This is a genomic window from Paenirhodobacter hankyongi, assembly GCF_003664585.1.
Lineage (GTDB): Bacteria > Pseudomonadota > Alphaproteobacteria > Rhodobacterales > Rhodobacteraceae > Rhodobacter > Rhodobacter hankyongi.
This window is the reverse complement of record NZ_RCHI01000017.1, coordinates 28496-42350: the sequence shown is the minus strand read 5'-3', so window position 1 is coordinate 42350 and position 13855 is coordinate 28496. Positions and strand designations below refer to the sequence as shown.

The 13855-nt window shown below is 67.9% G+C and carries 12 protein-coding genes; 11 read left to right on the top strand and 1 reads right to left on the bottom strand.

What is annotated here, in order from left to right:
• Positions 1–112: 112 nt before the first annotated feature.
• From capB to DYS74_RS15225, 3 genes are all read left to right on the top strand, one after another.
• Entirely contained in the window at positions 113–1861 is a 1749-nt protein-coding gene (gene capB / locus DYS74_RS15235) for a caprolactamase subunit beta (RefSeq protein ID WP_121534547.1), read from the top strand.
• Positions 1862–1949: 88 nt separating this feature from the next.
• The gene (gene capA / locus DYS74_RS15230) at positions 1950–4076 is read left to right on the top strand and encodes a caprolactamase subunit alpha (RefSeq protein WP_121534546.1); all 2127 of its coding nucleotides are present in this window, start codon (positions 1950–1952) and stop codon (positions 4074–4076) included.
• A gap of 79 nt (positions 4077–4155) precedes the next feature.
• Positions 4156–5493 carry a purine-cytosine permease family protein gene (locus DYS74_RS15225; protein ID WP_121534545.1) on the top strand — a complete coding sequence of 446 codons (1338 nt, stop codon included), beginning with the start codon at positions 4156–4158 and terminating at the stop codon, positions 5491–5493.
• 65 nt (positions 5494–5558) lie between these two features.
• Here DYS74_RS15225 and DYS74_RS15220 read toward each other — a convergent pair whose 3' ends face one another.
• Positions 5559–6188: a TetR/AcrR family transcriptional regulator gene (locus tag DYS74_RS15220; RefSeq protein WP_121534544.1), complete on the bottom strand. Its 630-nt coding sequence runs from the start codon at positions 6186–6188 to the stop codon at positions 5559–5561.
• 108 nt (positions 6189–6296) lie between these two features.
• Here DYS74_RS15220 and DYS74_RS15215 point away from each other — a divergent pair, with 108 nt between their 5' ends.
• The 8 genes from DYS74_RS15215 (at position 6297) to DYS74_RS15180 (ending at position 13853) form a co-directional block, all read left to right on the top strand.
• Positions 6297–7346: a polyamine ABC transporter substrate-binding protein gene (locus tag DYS74_RS15215; RefSeq protein ID WP_121534593.1), complete on the top strand. Its 1050-nt coding sequence runs from the start codon at positions 6297–6299 to the stop codon at positions 7344–7346.
• Between the two features lies 1 nt (position 7347).
• Complete coding sequence (locus DYS74_RS15210) at positions 7348–8202, top strand: ABC transporter permease (RefSeq protein WP_121534543.1); 855 nt, start codon at positions 7348–7350, stop codon at positions 8200–8202.
• Positions 8202–8972 carry an ABC transporter permease gene (locus DYS74_RS15205; protein WP_121534542.1) on the top strand — a complete coding sequence of 257 codons (771 nt, stop codon included), beginning with the start codon at positions 8202–8204 and terminating at the stop codon, positions 8970–8972. The genes DYS74_RS15210 and DYS74_RS15205 overlap by 1 nt, the downstream gene beginning before the upstream one ends.
• Positions 8969–10003 (top strand): ABC transporter ATP-binding protein, encoded by a 1035-nt coding sequence (locus tag DYS74_RS15200; protein WP_121534541.1) that lies wholly within the window; start codon positions 8969–8971, stop codon positions 10001–10003. Before DYS74_RS15205 ends, DYS74_RS15200 begins: the two co-directional genes overlap by 4 nt.
• Positions 10000–10728 (top strand): MBL fold metallo-hydrolase, encoded by a 729-nt coding sequence (locus DYS74_RS15195; protein ID WP_121534540.1) that lies wholly within the window; start codon positions 10000–10002, stop codon positions 10726–10728. Before DYS74_RS15200 ends, DYS74_RS15195 begins: the two co-directional genes overlap by 4 nt.
• Before the next feature lie 37 nt (positions 10729–10765).
• A complete protein-coding gene (locus DYS74_RS15190) occupies positions 10766–11734 on the top strand; it encodes a LysR family transcriptional regulator (RefSeq protein WP_121534539.1) in 969 nt (322 codons plus the stop codon).
• Positions 11735–11801: 67 nt separating this feature from the next.
• Complete coding sequence (gene speB / locus DYS74_RS15185) at positions 11802–12755, top strand: agmatinase (RefSeq protein ID WP_121534538.1); 954 nt, start codon at positions 11802–11804, stop codon at positions 12753–12755.
• A 30-nt stretch (positions 12756–12785) separates the two neighbouring features.
• The gene (locus DYS74_RS15180; RefSeq protein ID WP_113901497.1) at positions 12786–13853 is read left to right on the top strand and encodes an ABC transporter substrate-binding protein; all 1068 of its coding nucleotides are present in this window, start codon (positions 12786–12788) and stop codon (positions 13851–13853) included.
• The last annotated feature ends 2 nt before the right edge of the window (positions 13854–13855 follow it).

The window sequence follows — 13855 nt, the reverse complement described above, 5'->3', positions numbered from 1 at the left end:
ACAATGCGAGGCCGGACAGCGGCCCGTGCGAACAGGGAGAACTGACATGACCCGCCCCCGGCGGCCCGGTTTTCGCATGCCCGCTGTCCCTGAACACAAGGACCGACAGGGCATGACAAGACGCAAGGTGGACCCGATCACGCTTTCCGTGGTGCGGGGCGTTCTGGAAACGACACAGCGCGAGATGACGCTCGCGCTCGAGCAGACGGCGCGCAGCTCCGTCTTCAACCTGGCGCATGACTATTCGACCGCGCTCTTCAACGGCGCGCCCGAGATGATCTTGCAGGGCCAGGACATCCCGATCCACCTCGGCTCGCTGATCCCGGCGATGAAATCGGTGGCGCGCTTCTTCGAGGGCGAGATCCACGAAGGCGACCTGATCTTGCACAACGACCCCGCCTATGGCGGCAGCCACATCATCGACACCTGCATGTACATGCCCGTCTTCTACGAGGGCGAGCTGGTGTTCTGGACGGTGTGCAAGGGCCATCTGACCGATGTCGGCGGGCCGGTGCCGGCGGGCTACAACCCGAACGCCACCGAGATCTTCGCCGAGGGGCTGCGGATTCCGCCGGTGAAGATCTGGGACCGCGGCGTGCCGCGCCATGACGTGATGAACATGATCCTGACCAATATGCGCGCCCGCCGCGATCAGGAGGGCGATTTCAACGCGCTGATCGGCGCCTGCCAGGTGGGGGCGCGCAACCTCAAGGGGATGATGGACAAATACGGCAAGCAGGTGGTGCAGGACTGCATCGCCGAGCTGCTCGACATGGCCGAGGCGCATATGCGCAAGCTGATCGCGGCGGTGCCCGACGGCACCTATTCGGGCACCGCGATCCTCGAGGATGCGGGCCACGGTCTGGGCGATTTCGAGATCACCGCGACCGTCACCATCAGTGGCGACAATTGCCACATCGCCGTCAGCTCGCCGCCGCAGGTGCCCTATTTCATCAACTCCTACGAGGGCAACAGCCACTCGGGCGTCTATCTCGGGCTGATGATGTTCGCGCAGCTGCCGCCGCCCTACAACGAGGGGCTCTATCGCTGCGTCTCGACCGACATGGGGCCGAAGGGCACGCTGTGCAACGCGCAATCCCCGGCGCCGCACATGAACTGCACCACGACGCCGATGGAGACCCTGACCGACGCCGTGCGTCTGGCCTTCGAGCAGGCGGCGCCCGCCAAGGTCGCGGCAAGCTGGGGCCATGCCAACGGCTGCAACATCGCCGGCTGGGACAAGCGCCACGACGAGGAATACGTGACGATGGTGCTGGCCTCGATCATCTCGGGCGCGGGCGCCACCGCGACGCAGGACGGCTGGCACGCCTGCGGGCCGGAATGCTGCTTCGGCGCGCTGCATTCGGGCGACATCGAGATGCTCGAGCATTCCTATCCGATCATCATCCACGAATACGGGCTGATGGAGGATTCGGGCGGGGCCGGGCGCAACCGCGGCGGCTCCGGCACCCGCTGGGAGGTCGAGCCGCTCGACGCGCCGATGACCCTCGTCACCTTCGGCGAGGGCCGGCGGATCCCGGCCATGGGCGCCTCGGGGGCACGCTCGGCACTGGTACCGCCGAAGGTCGGCCGGCTCGAGGTGACGCGCGGCGGCGAGACCACCGTGATCACCGAGAACGTGATCGAGACGATCCGCCCGGGCGAGCGCGCCGCCAACATGAACCCCGGCGGCGGCGGCTATGGCAATCCGTTCGAGCGCGACATCGCCCGCGTGGTCGAGGACGTGAAGAACGGCCTCGTCAGCCTCGAGGGGGCGCGGCTCGATTACGGCGTCGTCATCACCGACCGCGCGACGCTCGCCGTCGATGCCGCGGCGACACGCGCGCTGCGCTCGGCCTGATCCCTTCATCTTGCCCGAAATACCTCCGGGGGGACCGGGGGGCAGGCAGCCCCCCGCGCGACCCCGGCCACAGTCAAGGACCCATCCCATGCAGAACCAATACCGCCTCGGCATCGACGCCGGCGGCACCTTCACCGACTTCATCCTGGCCGACCGCAGCGGCGGCGTGCGGATCTTCAAGGCGCTCTCGACGCCGCAGGACCCGACCCGCGCGATCCGGAACGGCCTCGCCCTGATCGAGGAAGAAACCGGCATCACCCCGCGCGAGATCGTCTCGAACGCCGATCTGTGCATCAACGGCACCACCGTCGGGCTGAACGCGCTGATCCAGCACAAGGGCGCGCGCACCGGGCTGATCGCCACGGCCGGCCATCAGGACAGCATCGAGATCCGCCTCGGCCACAAGGAAGACGGCTATCGTTACGACCCCGACTATCCGCCGGCGCGGATGCTGGTGCCGCGCTATCTGCGCCGCGGCGTGCGCGAACGGGTGCTGTCGACCGGCGCCGTGCACAGCGCGCTAAACGAGGAGGACGTGCGCGAGGCCTGCCGCCATTTCCTGGCCGAGGGCGTCGAGTCGGTCGCGATCTCCTTCGTCTGGTCGGTGCTGCACCCCGCCCACGAGCGCCGCGCCGGCGAGATCGTGCGCGAGATGATGCCGGGCGTGCGCCTCACGCTGGGCAGTGCGCTCTATCCGCAGGTGCGCGAATACACCCGCACCTCGACCGCGATCGTGAACGCCTATCTGGCGCCGATTCTCGCGGGCTATGTCGAGAAGGTCGACGGCTATTTCCAGTCGCTCGGCGCGCGCGCCCCGGTGCGCTACTTCCAGTCGAACGGCGGGCTGGCGCTTGGCCGGGTGGTGTCGGACCAGTCGGTCTATGCGATCAACTCGGGCCCGGCCTCGGCGCCGCAGGCGGCGCTCTACCTCGGCGAGCCCTGGGGGATGGAGGACATCATCACCGTCGACATGGGCGGCACCTCGTTTGACATCACCCTGACCCGCAACGGCCGCGCCAATGTCTCGAAGGACATCGACTTCCTGCGCTATCGCATCGGCATCCCGATGATCCAGGTCGAGACCCTGGGCGCGGGCGGCGGCTCGATCGGCTGGATCGACGAGATGGGCCTGTTGCAGATGGGGCCGCAATCGGCGGGCTCGGAACCCGGCCCGGCCTGCTACGATCAGGGCGGCGAGCAGCCGACGACCACCGACGCGAACCTGGTCCTGGGCTATCTGAACCCCGATGGGCTCGTCGGCGGGCGGCTGCCGCTGAACGTCGAAAAGGCCCGCCGCGCGATCGAGACGCATCTGGCCAAGCCGCTCGGCATCAGCGTCGAGAAGGCGGCGCATGGGATGTTCACCATCGTCAACAACAACATGGTGAACGCGATCCGGCGCGTCTCGGTCGAGCGCGGCTATGACCCGCGCGACTTCGTGCTGAACTGCGCCGGCGGGGCGACGGCCGCCCATATCACCGCGCTCGCCCGCGAGATGGGCATCCGCAAGGTGCTGATCTCCAAGCTTGCTTCGGGGCTGTGCGCCTTCGGCCAGATCATCTCGGACGTGAAATACAACTACATGGCGCCGGCGCCGGTGCGGCTTGAAGGGGCCGAGGCCGCGGCGAAGCTCGATGCGCTGTTCAAGGAGCTCGAGGCGAAGGGCCGCGCCGATCTGGCCGGCGACGGCTTCGGCGCCGAGCGCGTCTCGGTGCTGCGCTCGCTCGACATGCGCTATGTCGGGCAGGTGCATGAATGCACCGTCTCGGTCGAGCCCTTCGAGGTGACCGAGGCCGCGCTCGAGCGTCTCAAGGCCGCCTTCCACGCCCGCCACGAAGAGCTTTACACCTATTCGGAACCGGGCAGCGTGGTCGAGGTGGTGAACGTCGAAAGCGCGCTGACCGGCGCCGTCGACAAGCCCGCGCGGATGACGATCGCGGCGGGGCAGGGGGCGCACGCCGCCCTTGCCGGCACCCGCGAGATGATTTTCGCCGCCGATGGCACGCAGCAGGACACCCCGGTCTACGAGGGCGCGAAGCTCGGTGCGGGCGACCGCATCCTCGGGCCGGCGGTGATCCAGGAGGTGACGACGACGATCGTGATCGAGCCGGGCTGGACCGCCGAGCTCGACCCGACCGGCGTCTATGTCCTGACCCTTGCCGAAGCGGAGCCGGCGCTCGCCGAGACCGCCGCGGCGCTGACCGAGGACGCATAAGCGCCCCCCGCGGCGGGGCCGCGCGCCGGCCCCGACGCACCCCCCAACGACAAACACACAACAACAGGGAGTTTCCGCAATGGCCGGAAAACTGGAGGGCTCGGAAGAGCTCGAATTCTCCGACCGCCCGGTGCCGCGCGACGCGCGGATGGGGCGGCTGCCGCTGACGATGGCCTGGTGGTCGGTCTGCTCGGCGATGTTCTATCTGGTGGTGGCGGCCTCGCTCGCGCTCGCCTATGGCGCGCGCAACGCGATCATCGGGCTGGTGCTGTCGGTGATCGCCTATGCGGTGGTGAACGCGGTGCTTGCCCGCCACGCGATCCGCACCGGGCTGAGCGTGTCGCTGTTCTCGCGCATCCTGCTCGGGCGCACCGGCGCCGCGGTGGCGACGCTGATCTTCTTTGCCACGGCGATCTATTACGCGGTCTTCGAGGGCTCGGTGATCGCGCTGGCGCTGCAGGATTATGCCGGGCTCGCCTATCCGCTCGCCGCGGGCATCGTCGTCGTCTATTCGGTCGCGCTGATCTTCGGCTCGATCCAGAACTGGCTCGACAAGTTCAACGGCGTGCTGCTGCCCTTCTATGTCATCGGGCTGCTGGCCGCGATCGGGCTGGCGATTGCCGAATACGGCTATTCCGACGCCTGGCTGGCGCTTGGCCCCGAGGGCGGCGCGCCTGCCGGCGGCTGGTGGGACTGCTTCGTGGCCTACATGGGCGTGTGGGTGCTGATGATGTACACCTACGATTACGCCCGCTTCGGCAAGACCGAGGACGCGGGCTTTCATGCGGGCTTCACCTTCGGCGCGCCCTTCTATGCGGTGGCCTTCCTGCTCAACGGTCTGGCCGGCATCTTCCTCGCCGCCAGCCTGCCCACCGGCGGCGCGGTGAGCGAGGTCTCGGTGGTGCTCGCGCTGATCAAGCTGATGGGCCTGGCCGGGCTCGGCTTCGTCTGGATCTCGCAGACCCGGATCAACACCGCGAACTATTACCTTGCCGCGGTGAACATGGAGAGCTTTGCCGAGACCACCTTCCGGCTGCACCTGCCGCGCGTGGTCTGGGCCTGTGTCACCGGGGTCGTGGTCTATGCGCTGATGATGGCGAATGTCTTTGCCTACATCCTGCAGGCGCTGGCCTGGCAGGGGATCTTCGTCGTCGCCTGGGTCGCGGTGGCGATGACCCATATCCTGACCGAGGGCCGCAGCGGCGCCGACGAGGACCGGCTGCATTCGAGCCTGGCCGAGACCCGGGGCGTGAATGCGGCGGGGCTTGGCGCCTGGCTGGCCGGGGCCGGCGCGGGGCTGGTGCTGCATGTGGCGGGGGGCGCGGCCGCCTCCTTCTCGGCGCCGCTGACCTTCGTCGTCGCGGTGGCGGGCTATGCGCTCTTTGCCGGGCGGATGCGGGCGCCGGCCGCGGCCTGAGCCGCCCGTCGTGCCGCATCGCGGCCCCCGGCCCCCGTTCCCCCGGGGCCGGGGGCCTTTCGCGTTCAGACCGTCCGCAGCGGCGGGGCCAGCAGCCCGGTCAGCGCCGCGACATGCGCCGCCATCCGCCCGGTCAGGGTCGCAAGCGGCATCGTCTCGTCCATGGTGAAGCCGGTGAACATCGCGTTCAGATCGGCGAAGATCACCTCGCCAAGCGCCGCGGCATCGGCGTCACGCCGGATCGTGCCGCGCGCCTGAAGCCCGCGCAAGAGCGCCGTCACCTGTTCGGCCAGCGCCGCATCAAGCTCGAAATAACGCCGCGAGAAGGGCGTTTCCGGGTGCTGGATCGAGAGCGCCATCGCGGTGCGCCACATCTCCTTCGTCAGATAGACGAGGGAATGGTCGTAATAGGTCGAGATCAGCGCGAAAAGCGCCGCCTCGGCCGTCGCGGGGGGCGCGGCGACCACGGATTCGCCCTGATGCAGCACCTCCTCGACCTCCATCGAGACGATGGCGAGCAGCAGGTCCGCCTTGTTCTCGAAATAGTTGTAGAAGGTGCCCACCGAGACCTCGGCGGCCTCCGCGATGGCGTCGATTCGCGCCGCCTCGTATCCGACCTGCCCAAAAAGTGCGCTTGCCGCCGTCAGGATCGAGCGGTTCCGTTTCGCCTTCTGTCTTTCCCGCAGCCCGGCCATCGCGGCCCTCCCGTCTCTTCAAAATTATCATTGACTGAAAAAATGAATGCGTTCAATTTTTTTCTGCAAGCGGCGCCGAAGACGTGCCGGACCCAACGGGAGATGACGATGAGACTGACGACTTCCTGTGCTGCGGCCGCCGTTCTGGCCGCCCTCGCCCCGACGGCCCAGGCCGAGGAGCTGAACGCGCTGATCTGGTGCGACCATGCGGACCCGGCGCTGCTCGAACCCTTCGAGAAGGCGCATGGCGTCAAGGTCAACACCAAGGAATACGAGGGCACGGCGGCGGGTCTGACGATCCTCGAGCAGTCGCGCCCGGGCGATTGGGACGTGATGGTGATCGACGCGGTCGACGTGCATCGCGCGGTCGAGCGCGGGCTGCTGGCGCCGCTGCCCGCAGCCGAGATGGCGACGGCCGATTACTTCCCGCAGGTGGTGATGGCCGCGAACAATTCGGTCGATGGCGTGACCTATGCCGTCACCGAGAAGTTCGGTTACAACACCATCGCCTTCAACAAGGCGGCGGTCGATCCCGAGGACATGAAGAGCCTGAAGACGCTGTTCTCGGGCAAGTATGACGGCCGCATCGCGGTCTATGACTATTATCTGCCGGTCGAGGGGATCGTCGGTCTGTCGCAGGGGATCGCGACCAGGGATCTGGACGCGGCCGCGCTCGAGCGGATCAAGGCGCCGCTCTTCGCGCTCAAGGCCGCCTCGAAGCAGGTCTCGGACGTGGTGGCGAGCCAGACCGCGCTCGCGACCGGCGAGGTCGACGTGCTGGTCGGCGGCGGCGAATGGCTGACCGCGGTGTTGCACGCGGAAAACCCCGACCTCGACTGGACCATCCCGGCCGAGGGCGGGCTTCTCTGGGCGCAGTCCATCGCCGTGCTGAAGGACTCGAAAAAGCCCGAGCTGGCGCTTGAATTCGTGAAATACATCACCTCGCCCGAGGGACAGGCGCGGCTGGCCACCTCGTCGTGCTACTGGGGGATGCCGGCGAACCGCAAGGCGGGCGCGCAGCTCGACGCCGATCAGAAGGCGGTGCTCCGCTGGGACGAGCAGGACGACTATCTTGCCCGCGCGCAGCTTTACCCGGTGCCGGATGCGGCGACCGATGCCGCGATGCAGGACCTCTGGACCGAGATGCTGCAGAACTGAGATGGGCATCGAGGCGATCGAGAAACGGCAGGGGGCGGCGCTGGTGCTGCCGGCGCTGCTCTGGACGGTGGCATTCTTCGTGCTGCCCTTCGCCGCCATGGTCTGGATCAGCCTCGGCCATCTGGACGGGCGCGAGATGGTGCCGGGGCCCGACCTCGGCAACTATCTGCGGATCTTCACCGAACCGGCGCTGAGCCGGGGGATCTGGGTCTCGCTGCAGATCACGCTGATCGTCACGGTGATCTCGGTGGCGCTGGCGTGGCCCTTGGCCTGGATCATCGCCACCCGGGTGCCTCCGCGCTGGCGGCGGCTGGCGCTGCTGCTGGCCGTGCTGCCGTTCTGGACGTCCTATGTCGTGCGCTCCTATTCCTGGGCGCTGGTGCTGGGCCAGAAGGGGGTGGTGATGACCGCGCTCGTGGGTCTGGGCCTCCTTGACGCGCCGGTGCAGATCATGGCGACGCGGGCGGCGACGGTCATCGGCTTCGTCCATTTCTTCGTCATGCTGCTGACGCTGACGATCTATTCGAACCTCGTGCAGCTCTCGCCCAACTATGCCCGCGCGGCCGAGGATCTGGGCGCCTCGCGGTTCCAGGTGATCCGCCTCGTCATCCTGCCGCTGACCCTGCCGGGCGTGATGACCGGCGCCTTCCTGACCTTCGTGCTGTGCATCGGCGATTACATCACGCCGCAGATCCTGGGCGGCAACAACGAGCTGACCCTGCCGCAGCTGATCATGCTGCAGCTCGGCCGGCGCGGCGATTACCCCATGGCCTCGGCGCTGTCGGTGGTGCTGATGGCGCTGGTGACGCTGGCCTATGCCGCCTGCGCGCGCTGGCTGAAGATGGAGCGGGTCTGATGCGCGTGCTGTCCTGGGCCTATCTGGTCGCGCTTTTCGCCTTCATCCTGCTGCCGGTCGTCGTGCTGGTCGTGTTCTCGTTCCAGGACGGCCGGCTGCCGGTGCCGCCGTTCCGCGGCGCGACGCTGAAATGGTATGCCGAGATCCTGAGCGACCGCGACCTGATGGCGGCACTTGGCAATTCGCTGCTGGTGGCGCTCGGCTCCTCGACCGTGGCGCTGCTTCTGGGGTTCATGGCGGCCTCGGGACTGGCGCGGGTGGCGCTGCCCGGCACGCTGGCGATGCGGGCGCTGCTGATCGCGCCGATGACGGTCAGCTATCTGATCATCGCGCTCGGCCTGCTGCAGATGTTCAACGCGGCCGGCGTCGGCCCCTCGCTGCTGACCACCGGCATCGGCCATGTCGTCATCAACCTGCCGCTGTGCTTCTCGATCCTCTACGCCGCCATGGGCGAGCATCAGAAGAACGCGATGCGCGCCGCGCGCGACCTTGGCGCCGGCGAATGGCAGGTGCTGGCGCTGGTCTCGGCGCCGATGCTGGCGCCGGCGCTGGCCGCGGCCTTCTTTCTGTCGGTCACCTTCAGCTGGGACGAGTTCATCATCGCCTTCCTGCTGACCCGCTTCGACGTCACCTTGCCGGTCGAGATCTGGTCGATGCTGCGCTCGGGGCTGTCGCCCAAGACCAACGCGATCGGCTCGCTCGTCTTCCTCGTCTCGGTGGCGATCACCGTCACGCTTGAGTTCACACTTTTCCGAAAGGCCAGAAAATGACCGCCGAGGTGCGCATCGACGCCGTTCAACACCGCTTCGGCAGCTTCACCGCGCTGCGCCGGGTCGACCTGACCATCGCGCCCGGCGAGTTCATCGTGCTGCTCGGCCCCTCGGGCTGCGGCAAGACCACGCTGCTGTCGATCCTGGGCGGCTTCCTGACCCCCACAGAGGGGCGGGTGACGATCGGCGGGCGCGACATGACGCAGGTCGTGCCGAAGGACCGCCCGACGACGACGATGTTTCAGGACTATGCCCTTTTTCCGCACATGAGCCTGCGCGACAACGTCGGCTTCGGGCTGCGGATGCGGGGCGTGGGGCGGTCGGCGCGCAACGCGAAGGCCGAGGAGATGCTGGCGATGGTCGGGCTCGCCGACAAGGCCGGTCGGCGCCCGCATGAGCTGTCGGGCGGGCAGCGGCAGCGCGTGGCGCTCGCCCGTGCGCTTGCCGTCGAGCCCGAGGTTCTGCTGCTCGACGAACCGCTCGGCGCGCTGGATCTGAAGCTGCGCCGGCAGATGCAGGACGAGCTGAAGGCGATCCAGCGCCGCGTCGGCACCACCTTCGTGCATGTCACCCACGATCAGGAAGAGGCGATGGCCGTCGCCGACCGGATCGTGGTGATGAACGCCGGCCGGATCGAGCATTGCGGCACGCCCGAAGAGGTCTACATGCGGCCGGCGACCCTCTTCACCGCGAATTTCATGGGCGAGGTGAACCGCATCCCCGTCACCCGCGGCGACGGGGCAGGGGTCAGCAGCCCGCTCGGCCCACTCGCGCTTCCCACGCCCGCGCGCGGCGTGCTGTGCCTGCGCCCGGAATCGGTGGGGCTGTCGGGCGATCTGGCGCTCGGCCCGGCGCGGCTGGTCGAGGCGGCGTTCTTCGGCGCCTATCTGCGCGCGCATTTCGCCCCCCTTGCCGCGCCCGGGATGCGCCTTGTCGCGCACCTGCCGCAGGGCACGGTGCTGGCGCCCGGGGCGGAAGTGATGCTTCATGGCCGCAACCCGATCGTCCTGCCCGAACCGGAGGCCGCATGAGACGCATTCCCCCCGCCGACTGGTACCGCATCCGCAGCGCCGGCGACGACATCACCCAGATCGACGAGCCCTTCATCCAGGAGTTCTATCGCTGCAACATCTGGCATGTGCGCGGGCGCGACCGCGACATGCTGGTGGACAGCGGCATGGGCGTGGTGTCGCTGCGCGAATGGGTGCCGCTGGTGACCGAGCGGCCGCTCGATGCCGTCGCAAGCCATACCCATTTCGACCATGTCGGCTGCAGCCACGAATTCCCCTGCCGGCTGTGCCATGCCGCCGAGGCCGAGATCCTCGCCCGGCCGACGCGCGAGAACACGGTGGCGGCGGGCTATGTGACCGACGAGATCTTCGATGCGCTGCCGCCCGAGCCCTATCAGTCCGCCACTTACGCGGTGAAGGCGGCGCCGGCGACGCGGCTCCTGGCCGATGGCGACATCATCGACCTCGGCGACCGGCAGTTCGAGGTGATCCACACGCCGGGCCATTCCCCCGGCGGCATCGCGTTGTGGGAAGCGGCGAGCGGCGTGCTGATCTCGGGCGACATCGTCTATGACGGCCCGCTGGTCGAGGAGACCTATCACTCGAATGCCGGGGATTACCTGCGCTCGATGCAGCGCCTTGCCCGGCTGCCGGTGCGGGTGGTGCATGGCGGGCATTTTCCCTCCTTTTCCGGCGAGAGGCTGCGTGACATCATCACCGCCTGGCTGAGGGAGAAGGGTGCCTGAGCGGCAGGTCCCGCCCCGCCCGGCCGGGAGGGTCTCGATGCAGCTTGCCGGAACCGACATCCGCCTGTTGCGCGTCTTCGACGCGGTGGTGCGCCATCGCGGCTTTGCCGCCGCACAGGCCGAGCTGAACGTCTCGGCCTCGACGATCTCGGCGCAGATCTCGGCGCTCGAGGACCGGCTCGGTGTGACCCTGTGCCGGCGCGGCCGCGCCGGGTTCCGTCTGACGCAGCGCGGCGAACAGGTGCACCGCGCGATCGAGCGGCTGCTGGCCGCGATGGACGGGTTCGTCTCGGAAACCGCGGCGCTGCGCGACACGCTTGCCGGCACCTTGCGCATCGGCGTCGTCGACAGCGTGGTGACCGACCCGAATTTCCGCCTGTATGAAGCCCTGGCCGCGCTCGAGAAACGCTCCTCCGCGATCCGTTTCGAGATTGCCCAGACCTCACCGCAGGAATTGCAGACGCGGGTGCTGGACGGGGTTCTGCACCTCGGCATCGGGTCGTTCCCGCACAAGGTGGCGGGGCTGCGCTACACGCCGCTCTATGAGGAACGCAACACGCTTTACTGCGCCCGCGGCCACCGGCTGTGGTCGGTGCCCGACGCCGATCTGACGCCCGAATTCGTCGCCTCGCTGAAGACCGTCGGGCGCAGCTATTGGCGCGAGGATCACTGGAACAACCGCGATTTCCGCAACTCGACCGCGATGGCGCAGGGGCTGGAACAACAGCTGATCATGATCCTGACCGGCGCCTTCATCGGCTATCTGCCCGACCATGTGGCCAAGCGCTGGTGCGATCACGGACGGCTGCGCCGGATCCTGCCCGAGCATTTCGTCTATCGCTGCCCCTTCGACGCGATCACCCGCGACGCGACCGAGGTTGCACCGCTGGCGAAGGCGCTGCTGAGCGAGCTCGAGGCGCTTTACCCCACGCCGCTCGCCGCCTCGGGCCGGGGTGCCGAAGAATCCGGCAGCGCCGAGGACAAACATCGGGTTTTGTCCAACTGAACTTCGATACACAGGTATTCTTTCGAAGCATTCCCTGCCGCATCCTCCTCCTCAGATGGAGGCGAGAATGACGAAAACGCTGAACCAGCCGCTTGGCGGCAACACCATGCCCCGCTTCGGGGGACCGGCCACGATGATGCGCCTGCCGGCGGCGCCCTCGGCGGCGGGGCTCGATGCCTGCTTCCTCGGCATTCCGATGGATATCGGCACCTCGAACCGCGCGGGCACCCGCCTCGGCCCGCGCCAGATTCGCGACGAAAGCCGGATGATCCGCCCCTACAACATGGCGACCGGCGCCGCGCCCTTCGAGGCGCTGCAGGTGGCCGATATCGGGGACGTGCCGATCAACACCTTCGATCTGAAGAAATCGGTCGAGATCATCGCCAGCCATTACCGCGAGGTGCTGAGCCACGGCGTGATCCCGCTCACCCTTGGCGGCGACCACACCCTGACCTGGCCGATCCTGCGCGCGATCAAGGAACGCCACGGGCCCGTCGCGCTGATCCATGTCGACGCGCATTCCGACACCAACGAGGACATGTTCGGCGAGACCGTCGCGCATGGCTGCCCGTTCCGCCGCGCGTGGGAAGAGGGCTGCCTGATCAACGACAAGGTGTTCCAGATCGGCCTGCGCGGCACCGGCTACTCGCGCGAGGAATTCGACTGGGGCCGCAAGCAGGGCTGGACCTGCATCCAGGCCGAGGAGTGCTGGCACAAGTCGCTGACGCCGCTGATGGCCGAGATCCGCGCGAAGATCGGCGATGCGCCGGTCTATCTCAGCTATGACATCGACAGCCTCGACCCGGCCTTCGCGCCCGGCACCGGCACCGTCGAGGTCGGTGGCTTGACCACGATGCAGGGGCTCGAGATCATCCGCGGCACCGCCGGGCTGAACCTTGTCGGCTGCGATCTGGTCGAGGTCTCGCCGCCCTACGATCCGGCCGGCAACACCGCGGTGATCGCCGCGAACTTCCTCTTCGAGATGCTCTGCGCGCTGCCCGGCGTGCCGCGGGGCCGCTGACACACAAGCCGGACCACCAGGGAGAAGACCATGATCAACAGACGTGCATTCCTTGCCGCCACCTCGGCCGGCGCCGCGATGCTTGCAGCCCCCTCGGTGCTGCGGGCCTCGGGCGCGGCGCTGAAGGTGGGCACCTACGGCGGCTATTTCCAGAACAGCTTCGACAAGTTCATCTATCCCGATTTCACCAAGGAAACCGGGATCGAGATCGAGTCGATCGGCGAACCCACGGGCGAGGCCTGGCTGGTGCAGCTGGGTCAGGCGGCGCGCGCGAACCAGGCGCCGGCCGATGTCTCGATGATGGCGCAGGTGGCGCGCATCAAGGGCGAGCGCGCGGGCCTGTGGGCGAAGCTCGACGAGAGCAAGATGAAGAACCTCGGCGTGCTGCCCGAGCATTTCGTGCACCACTATGAAGACGGCGCGCTTTACGGCACCGGCGCGGTGAGCTGGTATGTCAGCCTGGTCACCAACACCGCGACCTACCCCGAGGCCCCGACCTCGTGGAAGGCGCTGTGGGCGCCCGAGCAGAAGGACAAGCTCGGGCTGATGTCGCTCGCCTCGAACTCGTTCCTGCTCGAGATCACCGCGACCACCTTCTTCGGCGGCACCGACATCCTGAAGACCGACGACGGCGTGCTTCAGGTGATGGCGAAGCTCGCCGAGCTGAAGCCGAACGTGCGGCTGTGGTATCGCGACGAGGGCCAGTTCCAGCAGGCGCTGGAAACCGGAGAGATCCCGATGGGCGAGTATTACCACGACGTGACGGGCCTCGCCGCCAGCCAGGGCAAGCCGGTGCGCTCGACCTTCCCGGAGGAGGGCGCGGTGCTCGACTCGGGCTCGTGGGTGGTGTCGAAGGCGTCGAAGATGCTCGATCAGGCGCAGGTCTTCATCGACTACATGGCGCAGCCCGCGGTGCAGGCGAAGCTGTCGCGCAATGTCGGCACCGCGCCGACGGTGCCGCGCAACCTGACCGATCTGACCGACGCCGAATTCGCCGCCGTCTCGTCCGACAAGGCGCCGATCCTGCCGCTCTCGACCCTCTATGTCGACAAGGGGGACTGGGTGTCGCAGAAGTGGTCGGAACTGATCACCGGCTGAGG